This window comes from Corynebacterium sp. TUM25020, assembly GCF_056388495.1.
In genome coordinates this window covers 285,797-310,760 of record NZ_JBWJFG010000001.1, presented here as the reverse complement: position 1 = coordinate 310,760, position 24,964 = coordinate 285,797, and the positions used below count along the sequence as shown (strand labels likewise).

Here is a 24,964-nt window from a genome sequence, read left to right as displayed (position 1 = left end):
GGAACCAAATCCGTCTAGTGCCCCTTTACTGTCTGCTTCTTCCAGCCGAGTGCGATAAACTCCCGGCGATCTCCAGCGACATAGTGCTCGACCAGTCTCAGTGCTTCGTCGAGGCTCTTGGTCTTCCGCTGAAAGTTTTCGATCTGTCCGAAATCGTGGCCCCATCCGACAATAAAGCTGGTACGAAACCTTCCACCGTCGTTGTAAACTCGAATGTAATCGCCCTCTACCTGCGAATCGAGCACCTGGATAAAATCGCCGTTCTTTCGCAGCTTCACAGCCCGCAGAACGTGAAGGTTCTCTGGACCAAGGGGAACAGGCTCGAAGAGGTTCGACTGCATTTCGAAACGCGTGTTCCCCTGCCACGGTACCGGGGATTGGCCAAAGCCATGCCATTTCACAGAGCCTAGAAGTGCCGACGGCGCTTGGATAAAGATCTCAAAGGCCGCACAAGTCTCTCCATCCGTCAGACCATTCACCGCGTAGTTCATTCCACCCGGCACCTCATAAGTCAGCCGGTACCCTTTTCTACTTTTCTTCACGGTAAGTGCAAATTCTTGAAGCGCGGCGTTGGCCTCTACAGCTGGCGTTCCTGCCGCCATTTGGATGTGCTTGCTCACCTCCACCACTTCGTCGAGTGCCAGGTTCCTTACTGATTCCGCGAACGCCGCGCCCGATGGTTGTACCCAAATCTGGGTAACGGAGCTATGGTTCGATTTCATCATCATGCTGTATTCCAAGGAATCTGTCCCGGTTCGAGCATGATTCAAGAAGACATGCCTGCCGTTAAGAACGACGGATATCCCGTACTTCATTGCAAGGTGCAGAATCGTGGCAAAGGTTCCGACAAACACCGCCCGCTCCACCCACACGCGCGTCACGGCAAACGACTCTAAAGCGGCGCCCTGCGGCCCTGAGAATCGCACGCTGTCAGACCGCTCTGCCTGCAGGGCATAGACAAATGCCTCCATGTCGCCGGACGTTAAATGATTGTTCTGCGCTAGCCACCTCTGAAAGTGCAGAACGGTCGAATCTGCCCAGGGTGCTTCGCGTTCCGGTAGCACCAAGAGGCTCACCTCAGCCACGCCTTGTGGAGCAAAACGCTCCTCCATGGACGGCACGAATGCCTGGAAGGCACTATTCACTGCGGCTGCATCGGCAGCCACGTACCAACGGGCAAACTCGACTGTTTCCTGTCCACTAGTGAATGTTCGAGTCGCAGCAAAACCGTTGTCCCGGCTCAATGTGGCGAGCCATTGACCCTGATGGGTTTGGCCGAATGTCAAGCGCTCCCCAGGCTTATCCTGCAGTGGCATCATGGTTCCCCGCGGAAGTTCGATCACGGCGTCGAAGCGGCGAAGCGGCAAAGCCTGTCGCTTTTCTAGAGTTACTTTCTCCATCGCGCCTACTGCTTCGTCCTCACGCCAAGGGAGCTGACCGAGGTATGGGCTGCGATCCGCGAATGCGAGCAACAGCTCTTGTGCTTCGTCAAAGTTCCGGGCACGAAGCTCGAGGTTCTTTTTAGGGTCGCCAAGGACGGGCTTCGCAAACTGCCACTTTAGCAACCAACTGCCGTCGTGCTGGAGCTGGGCGGACAACGCTTGACTAGGACGGAAGAAACTCCGCCCGATTTCAACTCTCAGCCATGCGTCATTCAGATGGGGGCTCCGCAGGGCATCTTCAAAAGCTATGTCCAAGGTTCTTGGCGAGACCTCACGCCAGTAACTGCCGAGCGAGTTCGTTAATCTTGCTCCACTTCCGACCTGAATGTCGGAGCCGACACCATTAGCAAGTAGTCCTCCATCGGCATCGAATACAAGCGCATGGTGCTTCAATGCGATTTTGCAGATGCCTCGGATACGTTCCGTATCAAGCGGATCTACCGGAACCTCTACTCGTAGCTGTGACACAAACTTCTGTTTAAAGAGCTCTTCGAGATCTCGGCAAATGTCCTCCATCTCTGATGGCGGAACACGCAGATCCATTTGATCGTTGGCATTGAACTCTTGGACAAGCTCGTGGTGATTTTTGTGTGTCTGGGGCTTGGGGAGATAGACAAAAAGCGGGGTTTGTGCCCTCCTAGGCTCTACCCGAATTTTCCTCTTTTCCAGCATTGTCCAGTGATCGCCGACGAACTCCTTGTAGATCTGGGTGGTCTCGTCGACATCGCTGGCGTAGACAGCGCCGCGTTCGGTTTCGCCGTTGTTGTAACCCCATGTCGTCATGACCCAGCCGGGGTTATCGGCATGCTCGATCCTTAGGAAGTCTCCGGGAGTGCGCACATCCGTTATCTCGATCCAGCCGCCTGGGTCATTAGACGCAAACTCTTTAAGCGACTGAGAGAACTTTCGGTCATCCAAGCGGATGGGGTGGTTCAGGGTCGGGGTGCTGATCTCGAATGGAAGGTTACTAGCACTCCTTATATCCCCGGAATGTATGTCCCAGTCAATGAACTCGTCAAGCTCTAGCGGTTGCTTCGTTACCTGCTCGAAAAGGTCGAGGACTTGTCCTTGCGACAGCTCTTTAGCTTCCTTCAAAGACCAGCCATGAAAACGCCCTTCCTCTACAATCTCGGATGTATAGGCCTTAATGCTGAAGTTGTCGAGAATCTGGCTGTCCGGCTCAACAATGAGAATTTGCCGACACCCAGGGTGTTCTTCGGATGTGTAGGTTAGCCGCAGTTGCCAATCCGAGTAGCTCAGTGTCATTGCTTCTTCCATCGCCTGCAGTGTGGCGATTTCCCACCGGTTTCGGCACTGGCTCGACCCGAAAAGTTCTGCTGTACTTCGCCACTCCCCTTCACCGCGCCGTCCGGACGGATTGAGCAATACCCAATTCCCATCAACAACCAGAGAAACACCGTGCCGCATGGCGACGGCCGTCAGAAGGTCGAAGGTACGAGCCGATTCCTCTTGTGGAACCTTCATCATGATCTGCCCACGCTCTGCAGTTTCTGGGTCGATGACTTCAAACCACGAAGCAAAGTCCCGCATTATCTCCTGCAGAAAACTCTCCACGGAGCCGACAGCTTGAAAGCTACGGCTCATCGCAAACTCATGGATTCTGCAGACTGAGGAGTTGGTCCACGGCTCATCACGTTCTGGAAGAACCACCGCACTCACAGTGTGCATCGGCGGTTCAGGTATCTCGGCGGTCTCTGGAAAGTAGTCAAGGAACATGCCTCGCTCATTGCGGGTATAGGCCTCCGCGATCTCCAACAAAGTTTCGGAGTTATCAAAGGTCTTTTCCAAGCCACCTGACGTAGACCGTTTCAGAGCCGCACGCCATTTTCCTTCAGGGGCTCTTCCCAGCTCCAGCGAAAACTCGGGCTGGTCATGAAGACACAGCATGGATTTTTCGGGAAGATCGCGGAATGCCCCGAGCCGTCGCAGTCTGTATTGCATGCGCTGCTTAAGGTCGCATGTCGCAATACATAGTTCAGGTCTCAGCACACTCCTCAATCGCTGCGAAGGAACCGACCAGTAATGCTGGAGAATTGTCGGGCAGCGATCCGCGAAGGCGAGGAGCATCGCGCGCGCATCCACATACCCGCCAGCCCGACGCCATTGCACATCAACAAGCTCACTGCTGGTTTTTGCCCATACCACTTCGATCTCGCCGTTTTCCAGCAGGTGAAAACGCATCGAATGCCCGAATTCATCGGGGCGGGGCTCATAACTGGTGACTCTCACCCATACCCCCTCGGTGGTGCTGGCACGCAACGCATCTGCGAAAGCACGATCCACGGTGTGCTCGCTGATCTGAGTCCACACCGTGCCCAGGGAGTTCGTCAGATAAAACTCTGGAGCAATTGCACCGTTGATACCGCTGGCGTCGACGAGAAGATCTCTGGTACCCACATAGGCATTTACGCGGTGCTTAACCGCTGCGAGTCGAATGTCGTGTACCGCGAATGGATGTTCGGTATCTACGGTGGCGCTGATCACCCGGCGGGCTGGGAAGTCTGCTTCCAGGATGTCCCCCAAATCCTGGGCAAAGTGCTTCATTGCTGGATCCGGCGTGCGTCGCAGTTCCTCGAGATCTGCGTCCTGCAACAACGCCGCCTGAACTTCGTGGTTGTTGGCGATGCGCGAAGGGGGCCGGATGAAATGAAGCTCAAATTCCATGTAGCCCAAGTTACCGACTTAGGCGATATCCCACCGGGCTAATGAACCGCTACTTCTTGGGGAAGTTCATCTTCGACAGATCGATCCCCTCGAAGCCTGGGGGCAGCTGCTCCTGCATCTTTTCCAGATCCTTCATGCTGGGCATGCCGCCACCCATACCCGGCATTCCACCCATTCCCGGCATTCCAGGCATTCCGCCGCCCATGCCCTTGCGCATGTTCTGCTTCTTCTTTTTGGCGTTCTTGCCCTTTTTGCCCTTGCGGTGCACCTTTTGCTTCTTGGTTGCAGACCGGCCGCCCATGCCGAACTGGCCAGCCATTTTGCCCATCATCTTCTTGGCCTCAAAGAAGCGCTCCACCAGCTTGTTCACGTCGGAAACGCTCACGCCAGAACCGTTGGCGATGCGCTTACGGCGGGAGGCGTTCAGGATCTTCGGGTCCTGGCGCTCGGCCGGGGTCATGCCGCGGATGATGGCCTGGATGCGGTCCAGTTCCTTTTCATCCACCATGTCGGCCATCTTCGACATCTGGGAGCCACCGGGCATCATCTTCAGGATGTTGCCCAAGGGACCCATCTTGCGGATCATCAACATTTGCTCGAGGAAGTCCTCGAGCGTCAGGTCGCCGGAGGCCATGCGCATGGCAGAGTCTTCGGCCTTTTCGGCGTCCAATACCTGCTCGGCCTGCTCAATCAGGGTGAGCACGTCACCCATGCCGAGGATGCGGTTGGCCATGCGGTCCGGGTGGAAGACGTCGAAGTCTTCCTGCTTCTCGCCGGTGGAGGCGAACAGGATCGGCTTGCCGGTGACCTCGCGGATAGACAGGGCGGCACCACCGCGGGCGTCACCGTCCAGCTTCGTCAGGACGACACCCGTGAAGTCCACGCCGTCGCGGAATGCCTCGGCCGTCGTAACGGCATCCTGGCCGATCATGGCGTCAATAACAAAGAGCACCTCGTCGGGCTCCACCGCATCGCGAATATTGCGCGCCTGGCGCATGAGCTCCTCGTCAATGCCCAAGCGACCCGCGGTATCGATGATGACGATGTCGTGCTGGCTGCGATAAGCCTCTTCGATACCGCGCTGGGCAACGTCGACGGGATCGCCGTGGCTGGTGCCCATCTCGTGCTCGTGAGAATCCAAGCTGGTTCCCGGATCCGGGGCGAAAGTCTTTACTCCGGCGCGCTCACCGACGATCTGCAGCTGCTGCACCGCACCTGGACGCTGCAGGTCACAAGCCACAAGCATCGGAGTGTGGCCCTGCTTGGCTAGGTGCAGAGCTAGCTTACCGGCCAGGGTCGTCTTACCAGCGCCCTGCAGACCCGCCAGCATAATGACTGTCGGCGGGTGCTTGGCCAGGTTCAAGCGACGGGTTTCGCCGCCTAGGATCTCCTTGAGCTCCTCGTTGACGATCTTGATGACCTGCTGGGCGGGGTTGAGAGCCTCGGATACCTCTGCCCCCGCGGCGCGTTCCTTAATGCGCTTAATAAAGGCACGCACCACCGGTAGGGATACGTCTGCCTCCAACAGCGCAAGGCGGATCTCGCGAGCGGTGGCATTGATATCAGCCTCGGACAACTTGCCCTTGCCACGAAGGCCCTTCATGACAGATTGCAAGCGGTCTGACAAAGACTCAAACACTAGTGAGTGCTCCCTTGTAGGTATCGAAAGGTGGCTTTTAACTCTCCCAGCTTAGCCAGAGGCCAACGGAACAGTCACATTCAGCCGGCCATGTTACCCGTCGAGACCAAACCCGCGGCAGCGCCGGAGGCGATGCCCAAGGTTCTAGCCCAAGAGTGCGTCCACGAAGCTTTCCACTTCGAAGGGGGCAAGGTCGTCCGCGCCCTCGCCGAGACCCACCATCTTCACGGGCACGCCGAGCTCTTCCTGCACCTGGAAGACAATGCCGCCCTTGGCAGTGCCGTCGAGCTTGGTGAGAACCACGCCGGAGATGTCCACAACCTCGCGGAACGTGCGTGCCTGCATGAGGCCGTTCTGGCCGACAGTTGCATCCAGCACCAGCAGTACCTCGTCGACCTTGGCCTTCTTTTCCACAACGCGCTTGACCTTGCCCAGTTGATCCATCAGGCCAACGCTGGTGTGCAGACGACCTGCGGTATCGACAAGTACGACGTCTACGCCCGCGTCGATGCCCTTCGCCACTGCGTCGAAGGCCACGGATGCGGGGTCTGCGCCCTCGGCGCCACGGACTGTTTCTGCCCCAACTCGACGCCCCCACGTCTCTAGCTGATCAGCTGCAGCCGCACGGAACGTATCGGCCGCGCCCAGAAGCACCTTGTGTCCCATGCCAATGAGCACGCGCGACAGCTTGCCTGTGGTGGTGGTCTTGCCAGTTCCGTTGACGCCCACCACCATGATCACAGCTGGTTTGCCGTCGTAGGGCATGGCCTTAATGGAGCGATCCATGTCCGGCTTACAGGCATCAATGAGCGCTTCACGGAGCATGGCGCGAGCTTCCTGCTCGCTGGATACGCCATTGATTGCGATGCGCTCGCGGAGGTCGTCAACAACCTTCATGGTCGTCGGGGTACCTAAGTCGGCCATAAGGAGGGTGTCTTCAATTTCCTCCCATGCGTCTTCGTCTAGGTCACCGGCGCTCAAGATACCCAGCACGCCACGACCGATGACGTTCTGGGACTTGGACATGCGGCCACGCAGCTTGCCCAGGCGCCCCTGCACTGGGGCGATCTCCTCGCGCTGCTCCGCTGGTGCGGGTTCTTCTGGTGTGGTTTCTTCCACCGGCTTCGGTTCTGGCACCGGTTCCGGCTCGGGCGTTTCTACTGGTTCCTCAGTGGGTTCTGGTTCCTTAGTAGGCTCCGGCTCTTCAGTTGGCTCAGGTTCTGCCACAGGTGCCGGGGTGGGCACCGACTTCGGAGCTTCCGGTTCTGGGGTTGGCTCAGGTTCTGGGGTTGGTTCCGGTTCGGGGGTTGGTTCCGGAGTTGGTGCCGACTGCTTCAGCTCCTGGTCAGGCCGCAACTCCGGCTGCTTCTCCGGCGGCTTGGCTTCCCCACCACCAGCGGTGAAGTTGAAGCCACCCTGCGCCTTGTAATCGCCGCTGCTTGGCTTCTTCTGCTCGATCTCCTCCTTCTTTTCAAAGGAGACCTGCTTCGCCTTCTTCCGGCGTAGCCCCAGAACAACGAGAATCGCCACGATAATGGCAAGAACCAAAAGTCCAATAAGGACCCACATCACAACAGTATTCATAGCCTCCAGTGAATCAGAACTTCAGCATCGATGCCGACTCATATCTTGTTTTTCCGCTTTCGGTCTAAGATGTGACTTCGTGCCTGAGTATGTTCGCAGCATCCCCCTCACCGGAACCTGGCCGGAAGTAATCACTTGGTTCCTGATTCTCAGTACCCTCATTGCGCTTCACTTTTCGCTTCCCGACGATCCCCCGGGACGTCGCAAGAGGGCAATTATCTGGTCCATTATCGTGACCGTAGTTCTGACCTGTGGCGGCCTCGCGGCGTTACTGTGGGGCACCACCACTCCGTGGTCAGAAATAGGAATACGCCTCGTGCTAGGCGCAGCCGCCATCATCCTTGCTGGAAACATGGCCGCATGGTGCGTAAAGGCGTCAATAAAAAAGATCTGGACGCTATTGCTCGTCGCGGTACTCGCCGTCGGCGGCGCGGCAGTGGCAAATCAGTCCTATGAACTCTATCCAGACGTCGGAGAGGTAGACCCAGTCGAGCTGCGAACCTTTAATAGCGTGGACGAACTCCCGAAAGCGCAGTCAATCCCGCTGAAGGAATGGCTCAAGGCACGGCATGACAACCTCCCTACGGAGGGCAGCATGCTCAACGTCTCGGCGCCGAAGGAAAAATCTCAGTTTCACGCACGCGACATGCGCGTGTACCTGCCACCGGCCTGGTTCAGCTCCCCGCGGCCGCAACTGCCTGTGCTCGTGCTGCTGGCGGGCATTCCAGGAGATCCCGACCAATGGTTCGACACCGGTGACGCCAACACCGTCGCCCGCAAATACCACCAACAGCACGGTGGTGTGGCACCGATCATCATTTCTGCCGATGCGACGGGTGGAACATGGGAAAATCCAGTGTGCACCGACTCGAACAAGGGCAAAGTGCAAACCTACCTGACGGTGGATCTGCCCCACTGGATCCAACAGAACCTCTCCCCCAACCCCGACCAGCACACCTGGACCCTCGGTGGGCTTTCCTACGGGGGAACCTGCTCATTGCAGGTCATAACAAACCACCCGGATGTCTACGGCAGTTTCGTCGACATCTCCGGCGAGCGGACTCCCGACGACGGGATCGGACACGACTCCACTGTGCAGGACTTCTTCGGTGGATCGGAAGTGAAGTTCAAGGCGCACAACCCCGAAGACCTCATGAAGAAACGCAAGTACCCGCGCACCGCGGGCATGTTTATTGCCGGGCGCGCCGACTCGGAGGCCACCAGCGACCTCAAGCACCTTCACAAAGTGGCAGTGAACGCGGGAATGAAAGTGAGCTACAGCGAGGTCGATGGCGGGCATAACTTCAAGACCTGGCGATCCGGCCTCAAACTAGCCTTTCCGTTTATTGTCCGCCGGGGTGGGCTGGAAAGCTAAGCACTCCGCGGATCGGGCGGCCGGTCAGCAGCATGATAAGCCGGTCCACGCCCAGACCCAGGCCACCAGTTGGTGGCATGCCGTTTTCTAGAGCATCCAGGAAGGCCTCATCGACTTCCATCGCCTCCGGGTCGCCACCTGCTGCCTTCAATGACTGAGCTTCCAGGCGATCGCGTTGTTCCAGCGGGTCGGTGAGCTCCGAATACGCTGTGCCAAGTTCCACTCCCCAGGCCACCAAATCCCAGCGCTCGGCCACGCCAGGCTGGCTGCGGTGCTGGCGAGTCAATGGGGATACACTCGTCGGAAAATCCGTGTAAAACGTCGGCGTAGTGGTTGTGCACTCCACCAACTGTTCATAGATTTCCTGCACAATCTCGCCTGCATCCCACCCCGGTTGGGTGGCAATGTCATGGGCCGCACAGAGCTCCAACAGCGTCTCGAACTCAGTATCCGGGGTGACAATCTGGCCGACTTTTTCGCTAATAGCCCCGTAGACAGTCTTCACTGGGAAGTCCCCAGCGATACTCACCACATTGCCCTGCGGATCCATCACCACTGGCTCGCCCCGGTAGGCAGTCGCGGCGGCTTGGATGATCCGCTGGGCCACCACCCGCATCGTCTCATAGTCACCGTGCGCCTCATACGCCTCCACCGTGGTGAACTCCGGGTTGTGCGTTGCATCCACCCCTTCGTTACGGAACACGCGCCCCAGCTCGTATACCCTCTCCGCCCCCTGGGTCAGCAACCGCTTCAAATACAACTCCGGTGCAATGCGCAGATAAAGATCCTGGTTGGCCGCATTACTACGAGTCTTAAAAGGCCGCGCATTGGCACCACCGTGGACACGCTGCAGGATCGGCGTTTCCACCTCCACAAAACCCAGCCCATCCAAGGTACTGCGGATCGCGGCATTCACCACGCTGCGAGCACGCAGACGCTCATTGACCTCCACAATGCCAGCGCCCCGGCGCTGCAAGGGGTGCAGCCCCTTTGCCTCAATGTCGATACTGCGCACCAGCAGCGAAGGCTCACCGGAACGCGACTGCCCGCGAGTACCCGTCGCCGCAATCAGGTCACCTAGATCCAGTGCCCGGACACGTGCGCTGAGTGTCTCCTCCGGCGCCTCCACAATGATCTGGCACTTCCCCGACGCATCACGTAGGTCGATAAATGTCAGCGCACCGAAGTCGCGCTTCGCCACGATCCTTCCTGCCACCCGCAATTCCCCGGCACCGGTGGCGTCACTACCTTCGGCAACCTCGACACACCGGGTAAGGGCAAGGGCAGAACCATCATCGGCCCGCTCCGCGACAGGCCACGGCTCCGCGCCTGCCACCCGCAACGCCATGGCCTTCCTGATACGCACCGCAGTTTGCTCACTGGCGGACTTTTTATTGGCATCCGTGAGCTGCTCCACGTAGTTCAACGCCTGGGCAGCCTCCGGTTGGCCGGTGGCCGTCTGCTCACGGTGTGTCCCTTCATCGCGGCCAAAGAGTGCACCCACCGTCGGCACGAAGCCCTCGGCAATGCCGGAGGCGAAACCGACGCGCGCCATCGACAGCGAATCCGGATAACACACATAACGTGGAATCCAGACGGGCTTGTACTTCTGGTTAGAGCGGTACAGCGTTTCCATCTGCCACCACTTCGACAAATACGACAGCGCCCGACGCGCTTGCCTGCGAATCGGCCCCACGGCCACGGCATCTTCGCTGGCGAACAGCTCACGGAAAACAGCAAAGTTAAGAGAGAGCTTCTGCAGGTTCGCCTCTGTACACAACGCGACGATCATTGCCTCGACCGTGCCATTCGGTGCCTTAGGACTGCGGCGCATAAGGTCCAGCGAGGCACCGCTTAGACCCCACGGGATGAACGAGAGCACCGCCACTGTTTCTTCGCCCACCAGCGCCTCGGCCAACAGGCAGTCTTTATCCTGCGGATCGCCTAACCTTCCCAGCGCCATAGAGAAACCACGTTCGTCGGTGGTGTCGCGCCATTTGTCGGCAAGTTCTTCGACGTGCTGCATCTCTTCGGTGCTGAGCTCGCCGTGGCGGCGAATCCGCACGCGCACCCCAGCCTTGTGCGCGTGCGCCCGCGCTTGCCGAACCTCACGCAGTTCGGATAGGTGGAAGTGCTGTGTATCGATGACGGCCTCGTCCCCCAGGTGGATCGAGCTCAGCCCGTGTCTTTCGTAGGCTCTGGTTCCTGGTTCGGACGCCCCCATCACAGCGGGCACCCATCCAAATGACCGTGCGCGTTCCAACCAGGCGACGATTGCCTCATCCCAGTACCTGGGATCGCCAATCGGGTCGGCTGACGCCAAGCAGACGCCAGCCTCGATGCGGTACGTCACCGCTGCCCGGCCTTTAGGCTCATACACAACTGACTTATCGCGCCGGGTGGCGAAGTATGCAAGGGAGTCGTTGGCGTTGAAGCGTCGAATGAGGGCGCGTATGGCTTTTTCATCCTCGGCGCTAATACCGAACTCGTCGCGGTGCGAACGCAGCAACAGCAGCCCAGCCACTAGCAACACCAGTGCCGCGAGGGCGGAAACGAGGAAGCTCACGAACTTCGGCGGATGCCCGACTACGTAGGTGTGGTTGAACAGGGAGAAACCGGCGGAGTGGTTCAAAGCCCACAGTGCGCTCCATTCCGGTGCTAGGTCGCCGTGGAAGAAGTGCACCAACACCAGGGCAATAAGGAAAACCGCAACAGTGCCTCCGAGCCACACCAGAAACGCAGTGAGGATTGCTCCCTTCACGGTGTGAGTGTAGAAGTCCCTGCGCTGCCGCAGCATCAAAAGCAGCAGCAGGAGCTGCACGCCCATGCCGGTAATAAACAGCGAGTGCGCCCACTGTGGGCCTTCGTCGAAGTACTGCGGCAGGCACAGGAGGATGACGTTACTAACGTTGAGGACCAGCAGCGCGGCAACCGTCACCATCCAGGCAGCGCGCTTTGCTTTGTATAGCCCGACTCCCAGCACCAATAGTGCGGCGGACCATGCGACGGAGGGCACCGGTACGGGGAGAAAGACGTTGTCCATCACCACCAGCAGGTGGCGGACGTGCACGCGCGCTGCTGTGGATATGCTGAGCACCAGTGCTATCAGGGCATAGGCGCACAGGATGGTGCCGATAAAACGCGGGAAGAACTCCGGGGTTGCTGCGTCAACCTGTGTTCTATCGCTTCTCCATTGAGCGTTTCTGCGATAAACATTCACTCAACGAATTATGCACTTCCACCTATACGGTTGGGCCAAACACGCCGCGAACCATCGCATCTGCCATCACAATATCTCCGGTTACCAGGTCCGGAACCAAGCGCGCCATGGCGGCCCACCCGGGGTAGGCACTGAGCAGCTTGCCGAGGCTGGACATCTTCTTGTGTGCGTACATGCGCGTAGCCAGAGCGAACACCATGGAAATCACGGGAGCCAATGCCCAACGGTTTTCCGGGTTGTCGGTATCTACTCCGTCGAGTTTGTCGAAGCGCACGCGTGCAGACAAGTACAGCTGGCGGTTGGCTGCCTTGACCTTACGCAGCAGGGTTACGGCGGTCTTCATGAGCTCCGGGTCACCCAGCAGCTCGGAGAGCTCCTGCCGCTTATTGAAAGTCTCAAACACAGCGATCAGGCGACTATTTTCTTCACTCAAAGCTCCAGGCACCACACCGGCCTTACCGAAGAACATATCCAGCACGGCCTTTTGCTGCGCGGGATCCATGTGCGCGATCTGTACGGTCGTGTTGTCGATGCAGGCTGTATCCAGGGACACATCGCGGCCGGTATCCACCGTTTGCACTACAGGTTGCCCGGCGATCTTCTTAAGCTCTTCTTTTAGGCGCTTGTCTTGTTCTTTCTCTTCTGACGCCCCCTCGGTATCCACCAGCGATAGGTCGCCTAAAACCTCAAGGGCTGCGATCCACGGGGTGTTCGAGCGTTCTACGTCGGCTCCCACCAGGGTGGAGTGAACTAGCCCGGACAGGATGAACTGGGCGGGACGATCCGCCGCGGACACGAGGGATTGGGACATGGCGTGGACGGACTCGCGGGGATTATTCGTCAGCGCCGTACGCAGCTTATCCAGCACGTCGAAGCGTCCGCGCAGCCAGCCGGCCTGTACGTCCCACAGTGTGGACAAGGTGGCTGCGTCGCAGGGAAGCTGGTCGGACTCCCCCGCCAGGAAGGCAGAGAGCTGCACCCACGGATCAGTTTCGCCATCTAGTCCACTGCCTTCGGCGCCAGCACCGTAGTAGCCCTCGGCCTCGGCAACTGCACTGTGCGGGCCGGCGGCGACGGGTGCGCGAAGGTAGTTAAAGCGATCCCGGCCGAATAGCTGCACGCTCAAAGGACCTGCGCCCACTAGATCTGCGGGAAGCTCGCCGTGTGCGATGGCCGCGCTCCCCTTGGGGGCGGCAGTCAGTTCCACGAAGGATGCCGCTTGCCAGGGGGCGGTGTTTGGCCACACCCAAGCTCCAGCACCTGGGGCGCCGAATTGCACAGGCACGTCCTCGGAATCACTCAGAATACGCAGCGTGGAGCCATCGACGTCGGCGGTGTAGTCGAAGGCAGGCACGATGCGCGCCAAACGCACACTCACGCGACGGTCTTCGACAAACTCCAGTTCGATGGATCCAGAAGCCATCGTGGCTAGGGAGGCTTCTGCACTGGCGAGGTCTACTAACCAGGTCACCTCGTCGATGGTTTGTAGTTTCAGGGTGCGCACCGGCGCGCCGTGGTGGTTGCGGATCACTACGCGTGCGTCCCCCATGAGAGCCAGGTTTTCCGCCTTCGAACCCATGCCTGGGCGCAACCCGGGGCGCACGCGGAACCGGGTTTGGGTGTCGATCGCACGGGCGGAGATTTCAATGGGATCGGTGCGCCACATCGGGGCTTCGCCCCGCATCGTCAGTTGGTAGCGCAGTCGGGAAGGCTTGACGATGACGGGTAACGCATCGCCAGCCTCGGTCTCCACGACGGTCGTGCTAAAGCGATCCGTGGGGCCGAGTTTCTGCGGCGAAATTTTCTCGAAGGACTTTTCCCCTGGCATCAAGCGCACTGTCACAGGGCTTAAGCCTCCAGCCATGGGCAGGCGGGTTTGGGTGCTGGGGCCGCCGAACTCCATCTCCAGGGAAAGCCCCTCCACCAGGGCGTATTCGTGACGGAAGGATTCGTTGCGGGGGCCACGCAGACGCACCAGGTACTCGCCCACCCAAGGGCTATCCCACGCCTCGGGGTCGAAGACGTCGAATACGCCGCCTTCCGCTGGCACTTCCAGCGGTTCTTCCTCAGACACCGCCTCGCCGGTTTCGCCTGGTCCCGCATAAGACGATACCGACAGGTACCAGATCTCCTCCGCACCGGAAATTGTCGGTGGGAACTCTACCTGCAGGCTTTCGGAGTGGATGACCTTACCGCTAGTGGTCTCCACGCCACCGACCACGTCATCGGGCTCCACGAACTGGGCGCGCTGGCGCGGATCCACCGCACGCACTCCAGCCATGGAGGGGCTATGTTCACCGGGCTTAGCGATGTGCAGGCTCAGGCATTCGCTGAGGTCCAGCAGGCGAATAACCCAGCCGCTCCAACTCTTCATGGGTTGTTCTTCCAATACCGGGATGTCCGCCCCGGTCACCGGATCCACCGCCGTGGTCTCGGCGGGCACGACTACATAGACCTGTTGGTGGTGCAGGGACACGCGCCCTGTCAGGTCCGCGCCGCGAATGGTGAATACCAGTACTGGATCTTCGGTATCGACCAGCGGCAGCTGCCAGTGCTGGCCGTCGTTGGCGTTGCGAACGCTCACCTTGCGCAGCGGCTGGCGGACGGGAATATCCAGGATCTCGGAAACCGCCCTCCCGGCATTGTCGGCGTGCATCGTGCGGAACGCCGCTGGCACACCATCGAAGTCGACTCGCCAACGCACCTCAGTGTGTACCTGTCCCCCGGTTTCCAGGGACTGTGCGGGAAGTCGCAGCACAACGCGCTGTCGAAGTGTGTCTAGCTGTAGGCGCGGCTGATCTTCGCGGTGCGCCACTCCCACGCTATGACGCCGATCCTGCGTGCCTACCGGCCTTTCCCGCAGCTCCTCAATTACATCCTCCTGGATGAGTGCCGGTAGCTCCACCGGCGGGAGGGTGTATTCCCAAGTATCGGGGTGAGTGGCGGCATGGGAGACGATCTCCACGATCGGAGCGATCAGTTTCTCTGCGGTCTGAGGCAGCGTAGCGCACAGTGGACCAACTTGGCGGGGTTCGTCGGCCAACTCAGCGACGATCCCCTCGGCGATGCGGGAAGGGGTTGCATCGGTGCCTTCCGCCCGTCGATTTTCCACCAGCTCGATCAACTCGGGCACCCAGTCCGAGGCGATGCCAACGTGAGCGAACAAACGTCCGAGTTCGCCATCTGGCCCTCCGGATACGGCATCCATCGGATCCAGCCCGGCGGCGGAAAGCAGCTCCGCGAAGCGTCCCTCAATCAGTTGGGTACGTGTGGGCGTCGGCTCCAAACCAAGGCCGTACCAGTACTCCGCGGGCAGCTCCGAGACCTCATTGAACCGCGCGGCGCGAGACAGCAACGTGGCAATCGTCAGCGCGGGACATGCCTGCAGCAAAGCCTCTTCGGTGGAACCAGCAGCGACCTGGCGGGCGATAAACGTGCCAAAGAAGCGACTCAGTCGCTCCAGCTCGTCGCCGTCGATATCCAGTTCTACGAAGAGTTCGACCTCCGCCAGCTTCCCGGCGAGAGCCGCCTCGGTAGACGAGGCCCATGGCAAGAGGGAATCTTGTAGGTCGGAGATTGGACTGGCTGGAATCTTCTCACTGGAACTCACGCGACCATCCTACGCGAGGGCTCAGCCGGTCTTCTCGGGAGCCATCCTCTGCGAAATCACCCTGGTCACACCGTCGCCGCGCATGGTCACGCCATAGAGAACATTCGCCACATCCATGGTGGGCTTTTGGTGGGTAATGACAATCAGCTGCGAATCCTTCCGCAGCTCCTCGAACAGCGCGATCAAACGGCGCAAGTTCACGTCATCCAGGGCGGCCTCGACCTCATCCATCACATAGAACGGGCTCGGACGCGCCTTGAAGATGGCCACCAACATCGCCAGTGCCGTCAGAGACTTCTCACCGCCAGAGAGAAGCGATAGTCGCTTGACCTTCTTGCCCGGCGGCCGAGCCTCGACCGCGATGCCGGTAGTCAGCATGTCATCCGGGTCGGTCAGCACCAACCGGCCTGCGCCACCCGGGAACAGGGTGCTGAATACCTGCGGGAAGGCCACCTCAACGTCGTTCCATGCTTCGGTGAACAGTTGCAGAATGGTCGCATCGACATCTGCGATCACCTCGTGCAGATCGTTGCGGGCACGCTCGACGTCATCTAGCTGCTGGGCGAGGAAGTTGTAGCGTTCCTCCAATGCCTTGAACTCCTCTAGCGCCAGGGGGTTCACCTTGCCCAGCGAGTTCAGCGCCTTCTCCGCCTTCTTTAGCTCGGCCTTGGTGGCGGTCGCGTCGAAATCTTCCGGCAGTTCTTCGGCCAGTAGCTGCTCGGCGGTAAGCCCCAGCTGCTCCATTGCACCCGCCACGGCTTGCTCGATCTTCACCTGCGCCTGAGTGCGCGCCAGCTCGGCGGTGTGCGCGTTGTCGTTCATTCGCCCCAGCTGCGCGGTCAGGGCAGAGACCTTGTCGCGCTGCTGTGCCATCGTGGTCTGCCACTGCTTGTGCGCTTGCTCGGTGTGCGAGCGGTTGGTCTCGGCGGTGGCCAGTGCGTCGCTGATTCGGTCAGCGATTCGCTGCGCCTGCTCACGCACGCAAGTGGCCATTTCGCGCGCGGCGGCACGGCGTGCTTGTTGCTGTTGGTGGTGCTTGCGCGCGGCCTCTTCCGCCCGGGCTTGCCGCCGTAGGTTCTCAGCCTTGCCGCGAGTGGACTGGGCGCGCTCCTCCGCCGTGCGCTGTGCTAAGCGCGCCTCCATTTCCATTGCCTTGACCTGCGATAGATGCAATGCGGCGGCATCGCGCTCAGCCGACGAGGGTTCGGTGGTGTGTTCCTCGTCGTCCACGCGCGCCACGCGGTCGGCCAGCTCGTCGAGTTCCTCGGTGGCCTTCGCCAAGCGCTGCTCGGCCGATTGCTGTTCGGCGGTACTGCGCTCGAGTTGCCTCTGTGCCGCGTCGCCCTGCTTTTGCAGCGTGCCCAGGCGCTTGGCTGCCGCGTCGCGCAGAGCCCGGTGTTCCTGCTCCGCCGCGCGCGCCGCAGCCGCGGCAGTACGTAAATCACTTGCCGCATCGAGTGCGCCAGACAGCGCTGCCTGCAGGTCGTCTAGTTCCTTCTTTTTCTTGGTGACGCCCTCTGTTTCCGCCGCGATTCTATCGGCCAACTCGACAGGGGTCGTGCCGCCGGAGCCGCTGGCGACCCAGCCGGCGCCGTAGACGGAACCGTCCTTCGTCACGGCTCGCAGGCGCGGGTCCGCGGCCACGACCTTCCTGACTTCCGCCGCACTGTCCACGGCCACAACGTCCACCAGCAGGGCGGTCAGGGGGCGCAGCAAGTCGGCGGGCACGTCCATCAAGTCCAGCAGCCACTTACCCGCAGAAACGTCCGTATCCAGGCGGAACGTCGCGCTCGCATCCCCTTCCGGAGCCGTCGGGTCCAACAGCACCGCGCGACCTTCACGGGCATCGGTGAGAGCGGAGATGAGGGCGTCAGAAAGAGGGGCAACAATTCCCGAGCTCGCCGCATCGCCCAACACTGCGGCCGCGGCGGCGCCCCATCCGTCGCGAATATGCAGCTGCTCGGCTAGGCGGCGGGTGGCAATGCCCGCCTTGTCGGCGGCGCGGACGACCACCGCAGCACCGTCAGTGGGGGTCAGTCGGTCCTGCCAGGCGGCAATGGTGGCCTCGGCGGTGGCGATGTCGCGCTCTAGTTGGAGCTGCTCGGCGCGGAGTTGTTCGGCACGCTCTTCTGCTCCGGCGGCCTCGCGGTCGGCCTGGGTGCGGGTTTCCTCCAGGTCGCCCCCGGAGGCCTCGGTTTCGCGCAGAGCTTCCTCGGCTTCCGTGATGTCTTCTAGCAACCCGTCGAGAGTTTCCTGTTGCTCGGCGGCGCTATCCTGCAGTCGCTCGACCTCCGCGGCGGCGTTGTCGCGCTGAGTAGCGGCGGCCTCGTGCTGAGCCAGCAGGCGAACCACGCCCTCGCGTCGATCGGCGATGGCGCGGACTTGTGCAAAGTGTTCTTGCTCGGCAGCGCGGGCTGCTTCCTCGGCTTCGGCGACCTGTTCGGCGATGGTTTCCAGTTTTTCGGCCGCGATCTCGACGTTCTCTTCAAGCTCCGCCTGTTCTTCGGCGGCGCGCTCGGCGCGTTCCAGCAGCTCTTGCGGGTCCGGGCCGGACCATTCGGCGACCTGTGCCTGTTCCGCACGGTCGGTGGCGATGCGCAAGGTGGCGGAGTTCTTCTCCTGCACTGCGGACAGCCGGTACCAGAGGTTTTTCGCCGCCTCGGCTTCCTCCAGGGCTGTGCGTAGTTCCTCTTCCGTCACGGCGAGTGTTTCGCTGTGTTCCTCCAGCTCCGCCTGTACTTCGGCGCGCTGTTCGGCCAGTAGCTCACTGCGGCGCGTGGAATCGTTGAGTTCCTCTGATAGCTGCTTGACGTTATGCGCGGCCAGCTGCACGCGCGTACTGCGGATGGTGGCCTGCACTGCGGAGGCCTTCTGTGCGGCCTCTGCCTGCCGCGCGAGTGGCCCGAGCTGTTTGCGCAGCTCATCGGTCAGGTCGTGCAGGCGGTCGAGGTTGGCCTGCATGTTAACGAGCTTGCGCTGCGCCTTTTCTTTTCGACGCCGATGCTTCAGCACACCCGCGGCCTCCTCGATGAAGGCACGGCGCTCTTCAGGGCGGGATTCTAGGATCTGCGATAGTCGGCCTTGTCCGACAATCACGTGCATTTCTCGGCCGATACCGGAATCGCTGAGTAGCTCCTGGATGTCCATCAAACGGGCTTTAGCTCCGTTGATCTCATACTCCGAGGCCCCGTCGCGGAACATGCGACGGGTGATTGAGACCTCCGAATATTCGATAGGCAGCTTGCCATCGGAGTTGTCGATAGTCAGCGTGACTTCCGCGCGCCCCAGTGGTTTGCGGTCCCCCGTTCCAGCGAAGATGACGTCTTCCATCTTCCCGCCGCGCAGGGTCTTCGCCCCCTGCTCCCCCATGACCCATGCCAAGGCATCCACGACATTGGATTTTCCGGAGCCATTTGGCCCCACCACGGCGCAAATGCCTGGCTCTAGTTTCAGGGTCGTCGCGGACGCGAAGGACTTGAATCCTTTGAGCGTCAACGACTTTAAGTGCATTGCTTGATGCTATCAGAGCGCTAGGCGGTTGCTCCGTTATGAGCCTCGGCGCGCTGGCACTCCGGGTCCGTGCCATCCCAGCACTCGACGTTCTTAAGCTCCGGCAGGCTGTCGCGGTGGAAGATCGGATCCAGGCCTGCCGCCTTCTGCTGCGAGAAGTCGCGCAGTAGCTTAATGGCCACACCACCCAGCGGAACGATTGCGCAGAGGTTAATCAGGACCATCGTGGCCGCAAAAGTGTCAGCCAAGGACCACACCAGCGGCACCGTGCCGATGGCACCGCCGAAGACACAGAGGACAACAAGCACACGGAAGGTATTCAGCTTCGCCTTGGACTTGGTGAAGTACTCCACGTTGGCCTGGGCAAGGTAGTAGTTGCCCAGCACAGAGGAAAACGCCAGGAAGAACAGAATGATCGTGATGAAGTGAGTACCCCACTCGCCTACCTCGGCGGACAGTGCACTCTGGGTCAAGTTGGCCGTCTGCACGCCCTCGCCATAGGCCGGGTTGGACAGCAGAATGATGAAGGCCGTGATGGTACAAACCACCAGAGTGTCGAAATATACGCCCAGGGTCTGCACCAGGCCTTGCTTGACCGGGTGCGATACCGCTGCGGTGGCGGCTGCATTCGGGGCGGAGCCCTGGCCGGCCTCATTGGAGAACAGACCACGACGCATGCCGTTCATGAAGGCCGCCCCCAGGGTGGCACCGGCGATCTCCTTGATGCCCAACGCGTGCTCGACGATCGTTCCGAACATGCCCGGAACCTCAGTGATATTCATGGACAGCACCACCACACCCAGCAGAATGTAAGCAGTAGCCATCAGCGGAACGATCACCTGGGTGGCGTTGGCGATACGCTTCACACCACCGAAGATCACCATGGCGGTCAGTGCTGCAACCACCAGGCCAACGGTCACCTTGAGCCAGGTAGCGTCAGCGGCGATACTCGGGTTGAGGGAGTGCAGCGAGGAGCCCGCGGCCTCTGCGATGGAGTTGGTCTGCACCGCGTTGTACACAAAGCCGTAGGTGATGGTGATGGCGATGCCGAAGATCAGCGCCAGCGGCTTCGCTCCCAGCCCCTTCGTCATGTAGTACGCCGGGCCACCGACATACCCCTCCTTGTCGCGGGACTTCCACAGCTGAGCCAAAGTGGCCTCAACAAAAGCGGTTGCGCCGCCGACCAGGGCGACTATCCACATCCAGAACACTGCACCCGGTCCGCCGAGGGTGATCGCGATGGCCACACCCACCACATTGCCTGTACCCACGCGAGACGCCGCAGAGATACTGAATGCCTGGAAAGCAGAGATGTTCTCTCCACTCTTGCCCACCGCCGGTTCCTTGACTGAGCGGAACATGTCCGGAACCATGCGGATTTGCACTACCAGAGTGCGGATGCCGAAGTACGCGCCGGCTGCGAGGAGGAAGACGGGGATGATCTTCCACACATTTTCGTTGAGCGTATTCGCCACGAAATTTTCAATTGTTTCCATGGCGAGAAATTTACCTGAAACGAGTGCCAAAAATAAATGCACGCGCCTACTTTTCCACCCATCACCGCAGTTCAGGAAGTTCTAAGTTTCGCCAGTCCCCTAGGTCTGACATGCCGCACAATAGTGTGTGGAACGCCCACCGACGACCACGCGCTTGATCGGCGCCCCACACTTCCTGCACGGTTTACCGCCGCGGCCATAGACATTCAATGAGCGCGAAAAGTACCCCGACGCACCGTTAACGTTCACATACAGCGCATCAAAGCTGGTTCCGCCCTGTTCAAGGGCACGTTCCATCACTTCTGCTGCTGCATTGAGAATGCGGTGCAGTGTCGGTCGGCTAAGCAGCGCGGCACTGCGTCGGGGCCGCACTCCAGCCAGAAACAGCGCCTCGTCCGCGTAGATATTGCCGATTCCCGAGACGACCTCTTGGTTAAGCAACACCGTCTTAATAGCCGCGCGTTTGGCCTTCATCCGTTCCACCGCCAGCGCGGCATCGAACGCAGGTTCCAAAGGATCTGCGGCGATGTGGCGGACGTTGTGGGGTAAAAATTTTTTGGACGCCCCCTCGACTCCCACTCCCCACGGATCCGGCACGGCCTTTTCCAGCCGCCACTCGCCGAAAGTGCGCTGATCCACGAAGCACAGTTCGCGCCCATCGGATAGGCCAGCCCGGATGCGCACATGCGGGGACTGCACCTGGCCGGGCTCGGCCACGAGCATCTGGCCGCTCATGCCCAGGTGCACTTGTACGAGGAGATCTTGGCCAAAATCCAGCCACAAAAATTTTCCGCGGCGGTGAACGGCGGTACAGGTGGCGTCACGAAGAAAAGAAACAAGCACATCCGGGTCGCCGGAGCGAACGGCGCGCGGGTGACAGACCTCGACGTCGGTAAAGCGACGGTCGACGAGGTGCTCTTCGAGGCCGCGGCGGACGACCTCAACCTCGGGTAGCTCAGGCACGCTCTTTAAGCTTCTGCACGGCCTGCTTGGCGGCGGCGTGCTCGGCGACCTTCTTGGTGTGGCCTTCGCCGTGGGCAACCAGGTCGTCGATGGTGACGGTGGCGAAGAAGGTCTTGTCGTGCTCCGGGCCTTCGCCACGCACCTCGTAGGTGGGCAGGGGCAGCTTCATGTCGGAGAGCTTCTCCAGCAGCACGGTCTTCCAGTCCATGTTCAGGCCAGTCGTGGGGGCCTCGGTAATCATGTCGGAGAAAATACGCAGCACTGTGGCGCGGGCGACTTCGAAGCCGTGGTGCAGGTAGATCGCGCCGAGCATGGACTCTACGGAGTCCGCCAAAATGGAGTGCTTGTCCTTTCCTCCGGTCAGCATTTCGCCTCGTCCGAGCAGGATGTACTCACCCATTCCCAGGCGGCGGGCCACACCGGCCAAGGCGTACATGTTGACCACTCCGGAGCGCATCTTGGAGATGTCGGATTCCGAGCGATCGGGGAACTGACGGTACAGCTGCTCCGCAACGGCCAGGCCAAGCACGGCATCGCCCAAGAATTCCAGACGCTCATTGTTGGGCAGGTTACCGTTTTCGTTGGCGAAGGAACGGTGCGTCAGCGCCAGGCACAAAAGGTCATCCGGAAGATCTACACCCCAGGCTGCAAGCAGCGGGGTGTGGTCGGACTTGCCGTAGGCGGCGTTGAGGGCGGCTTCGCCGGTTAGTCGGCGTTTACGAGCCATGTGGTTTTAGATTGCCTTTCTCGATGCTTTAGAGGTTCTTGAATTTTTCCAGCCCGGCCCAGCGCGGGTCCGGACGATCCTCTTCCTCAGCTTCCTCGCTGATGCCATCCGGTGCCGGGGTATCCTCACGGCATTCGGCGCCAAAGTCCGTGCACACGGGGCTAAAGGGTGCATTTAAGCCAGCTTCGTCGATCACCAGCTGAGAGATATCGATGGCATTGTCGTGCACTAGCAGCGGCTCGTCGACCTCGTCCTCATCATCGGAGCTGTCGTCGGTGGTGATGAAGTCCGGGGTAAGGCCGAACACATCGCTGATGGAATATTCCAGGGTGGTGGAAAGCTTCTGCAGGCAACGGGAGCACGTGCCCGTAGCTTCACCGCTTACCTGCAAGGTGGCCATAATCGCCTCGCCCAAGTTCGCCAGGGTTCCATGAACTTCGACGGGCGCACCCTCGGCTACGCCCAGCATGTTGCCGCCCCACGGTACTGGTGACGCCCCCTGGGCGTCGACCGGCTCGCTGAGTCCAGTTGGGATGTCGCCGACTGCAAGAACGAAGGGGTTACTCATACCCCTATTTCTACCCGTCTAAAGCTGTTGACGGTAACCATGGGGGTCGCCGTCGTTCTGATAACCGGAGGCGCCGGCGCCCTTGCGCAAGGCGGAGCGGTCACGATTGACGGTGCGCAGTGTGGTGGTGAGGGTCTCCTCGAAGTCTGCCAGGGTGGAATCGACGTAGCGGTCGCATTCGGTGCGCAGGCGGTCGGAGTCCGCGTGGGCGGATTCAATGATGCGCTTGGCTTCGGCCTGTGCATTGCGCACGACTTCCGACTCGGAAACCAAGCGACGCTGCTCGGCCAGGCCTTCGTCGACGGAGCGTTGGTAGCTGGCGTTACCTTCGCTGACCAGGCGCTCGGCCTCGTCGGCGGCACGGCTGGTTACCTGGTCATACTCGCGACGGGCATCGCTAACAAGGCGATCTGCCTGATCCTCAGCCTGCGCGACGGTGTTGGTAGCGCGTGTCTGGGCGTCGTTGAGAATCTGATCAGCCTGATCCTGGGAGTCCTGGACGATGGCATTAGCTTCGGAGTTGGCGTCGGCGATAGTCGCATCGGCTTGGTCGCGGGCGTCGGCGATGATGTCATCGCGGTGGTCGAGGACGTCCTGCGCATCATCCATTTCGATGGGGATTGCGTTGCGCATTTCGTCGAGAATGTCCAGCACCTCGCGGCGCGGAACCATGCAGTTAGAGGTCATGGGCACGCCATAGGCCTGCTCCACCATTTGCTGTAGGTCATCCATACCCTGGAATGTCTTGTACATGGCCTCCACTGTGCCATCACTTGACCTCAAGTACAGGTTTAGACACGGCTTTGCGTGCGTTAGCCGCGGAACTTCTCCTCCACCGCAGAAACCACCGGCTCGGGCAGCAGACCGGAAACATCACCGCCGTACTTCGCCACTTCCTTGCACAAGGTGGACGAAACATACCCATACTCCGGGGAGGTCAGCAGAAAGTACGTCTCCGCCCCAGAAAGGCGCTGGTTCATCTGCGCCATCGGCAGCTCGTACTCGTAATCCAGGGAGCTGCGCAGCCCCTTGACCATCGCCTGAATATTGTTTTCCTTTAGGTAATCCACCAGCAATTTGTCCCAGGTATCCACAGTGATGTTCCGCGGGCCGTTCGGGATAGCGGCGATCGATTTTTCGATCAACTCGATACGCTCTTCAGCGGTGAACAGGCCGTTCTTGTTCGGGTTATATGTCACCAGAACAACGACCTCTTCCCAGTTGGCCGCAGCACGGGTGAAGATATCCAGGTGGCCCAGCGTGATGGGGTCGAAAGATCCAGGGCAAACTACTCGCATGGCACCTAACCTAACCCTCGCCCCGCCAAATCGCCATGTCGAAGCGGGCAATGCCATAGGTACGCTTCTTCAACTTCTGCCCAGTCGGCTCAAAACCCTCCGGCCACGCGGTCTCTGGTGAGGCACTATTGCGTTCGACCACCACCACGGCGTCCTTAGTAAGAACCGGAATGAGAGCCTCCACCATCTCGGCGACGGCCTCATCGGCGAGCTCGTAGGGCGGGTCGGCCAGCACCATGGTGTAGTGATTGCGCGGTGCTGCGGCTAGGAAGGATGACGCCTTCGCCTCCACTACCTGCAGCTTCGCCTCAGGCACGACGTGCGCATTGTCCTTGATCACCTTGACCGCCGCGGCGCTACTATCCACCAGCGTGACCTCCTTGGCTCCACGGCTGGCAGCCTCCAAACCGAGGGCACCGGAACCGGCGAAAAGATCCAGCACTACTTCATCAACAAAGCCGAAGCGAACCTGCAGGGAGGAAAACAGGCCTTCGCGGGCGCGGTCGGAGGTGGGGCGCGTGCCCGCCGGAGGAACCTTGATGCTGCGTCCGCGAGCCGTTCCAGAGATGATGCGTGTCATTGCTTTGCGTTCAACCTGCCTATTTGCTTACTGCTGTGTCTTCTGGCGCTTCAACCCTTAACAGGACGTCCCCGCCGTGCACGTCCACATAGTCCTGCGAGTTGCTTCTGCGCACCACGCCAGGCCCCGGCGCGAGGACGGGCGCTTCCAGCTTTAGCGATTCCACCGTGCACAAAACATCACCCGTGGCGACGGCATCACCGTCGGCGACGAGGAAGTGCACGACTCCCGCAAATGGGGCACAGATTTCCATGCCCCAGAGTCTAG

15 protein-coding genes are annotated in these 24,964 nt (G+C 60.3%); 1 reads left to right on the top strand and 14 read right to left on the bottom strand.

The window, feature by feature from the left end:
• Positions 1-14: 14 nt before the first annotated feature.
• From AC05K6_RS01345 to ftsY, 3 genes are all read right to left on the bottom strand, one after another.
• Complete coding sequence (locus AC05K6_RS01345) at positions 15-4,127, bottom strand: hypothetical protein (protein WP_476727556.1); 4,113 nt, start codon at positions 4,125-4,127, stop codon at positions 15-17.
• A 49-nt stretch (positions 4,128-4,176) separates the two neighbouring features.
• On the bottom strand, positions 4,177-5,766 hold the full coding sequence (gene ffh / locus AC05K6_RS01340; protein WP_476727555.1) for a signal recognition particle protein: 1,590 nt from the start codon (positions 5,764-5,766) through the stop codon (positions 4,177-4,179).
• Between the two features lie 144 nt (positions 5,767-5,910).
• Positions 5,911-7,350 (bottom strand): signal recognition particle-docking protein FtsY, encoded by a 1,440-nt coding sequence (ftsY, locus tag AC05K6_RS01335; RefSeq protein ID WP_476727554.1) that lies wholly within the window; start codon positions 7,348-7,350, stop codon positions 5,911-5,913.
• 79 nt (positions 7,351-7,429) lie between these two features.
• Here ftsY and AC05K6_RS01330 point away from each other — a divergent pair, with 79 nt between their 5' ends.
• Positions 7,430-8,725, top strand: a complete 1,296-nt coding sequence (locus tag AC05K6_RS01330) for an alpha/beta hydrolase (RefSeq protein WP_476727553.1) — start codon at positions 7,430-7,432, stop codon at positions 8,723-8,725.
• Here the strand turns inward: AC05K6_RS01330 and lysX are convergent.
• The 11 genes from lysX to AC05K6_RS01275 all read right to left on the bottom strand — a co-directional run bounded on the left by lysX (position 8,694) and on the right by AC05K6_RS01275 (position 24,950).
• On the bottom strand, positions 8,694-11,945 hold the full coding sequence (gene lysX, locus AC05K6_RS01325) for a bifunctional lysylphosphatidylglycerol synthetase/lysine--tRNA ligase LysX (protein WP_476727552.1): 3,252 nt from the start codon (positions 11,943-11,945) through the stop codon (positions 8,694-8,696). The genes AC05K6_RS01330 and lysX overlap by 32 nt on opposite strands.
• 22 nt (positions 11,946-11,967) lie before the next feature.
• A complete protein-coding gene (locus tag AC05K6_RS01320; protein ID WP_476727551.1) occupies positions 11,968-15,555 on the bottom strand; it encodes a hypothetical protein in 3,588 nt (1,195 codons plus the stop codon).
• Between the two features lie 21 nt (positions 15,556-15,576).
• On the bottom strand, positions 15,577-19,065 hold the full coding sequence (smc, locus tag AC05K6_RS01315; RefSeq protein ID WP_476727550.1) for a chromosome segregation protein SMC: 3,489 nt from the start codon (positions 19,063-19,065) through the stop codon (positions 15,577-15,579).
• A 20-nt stretch (positions 19,066-19,085) separates the two neighbouring features.
• On the bottom strand, positions 19,086-20,561 hold the full coding sequence (locus tag AC05K6_RS01310; protein ID WP_476727549.1) for an alanine/glycine:cation symporter family protein: 1,476 nt from the start codon (positions 20,559-20,561) through the stop codon (positions 19,086-19,088).
• Between the two features lie 99 nt (positions 20,562-20,660).
• Positions 20,661-21,524, bottom strand: a complete 864-nt coding sequence (mutM, locus tag AC05K6_RS01305) for a bifunctional DNA-formamidopyrimidine glycosylase/DNA-(apurinic or apyrimidinic site) lyase (protein ID WP_476727548.1) — start codon at positions 21,522-21,524, stop codon at positions 20,661-20,663.
• On the bottom strand, positions 21,517-22,251 hold the full coding sequence (gene rnc / locus AC05K6_RS01300; protein WP_476727547.1) for a ribonuclease III: 735 nt from the start codon (positions 22,249-22,251) through the stop codon (positions 21,517-21,519). Before rnc ends, mutM begins: the two co-directional genes overlap by 8 nt.
• 28 nt (positions 22,252-22,279) lie before the next feature.
• Positions 22,280-22,819: a YceD family protein gene (locus tag AC05K6_RS01295; protein ID WP_476727546.1), complete on the bottom strand. Its 540-nt coding sequence runs from the start codon at positions 22,817-22,819 to the stop codon at positions 22,280-22,282.
• Positions 22,820-22,837: 18 nt separating this feature from the next.
• Positions 22,838-23,572 (bottom strand): DivIVA domain-containing protein, encoded by a 735-nt coding sequence (locus AC05K6_RS01290; protein ID WP_293789973.1) that lies wholly within the window; start codon positions 23,570-23,572, stop codon positions 22,838-22,840.
• A 59-nt stretch (positions 23,573-23,631) separates the two neighbouring features.
• Positions 23,632-24,117 carry a pantetheine-phosphate adenylyltransferase gene (coaD, locus tag AC05K6_RS01285; protein WP_476727545.1) on the bottom strand — a complete coding sequence of 162 codons (486 nt, stop codon included), beginning with the start codon at positions 24,115-24,117 and terminating at the stop codon, positions 23,632-23,634.
• Positions 24,118-24,127: 10 nt separating this feature from the next.
• On the bottom strand, positions 24,128-24,697 hold the full coding sequence (locus AC05K6_RS01280) for an RsmD family RNA methyltransferase (protein WP_476727544.1): 570 nt from the start codon (positions 24,695-24,697) through the stop codon (positions 24,128-24,130).
• Positions 24,698-24,716: 19 nt separating this feature from the next.
• Positions 24,717-24,950, bottom strand: a complete 234-nt coding sequence (locus AC05K6_RS01275; protein WP_293789967.1) for an acyl-CoA carboxylase biotin carboxyl carrier protein subunit — start codon at positions 24,948-24,950, stop codon at positions 24,717-24,719.
• Positions 24,951-24,964 lie beyond the last annotated feature (14 nt).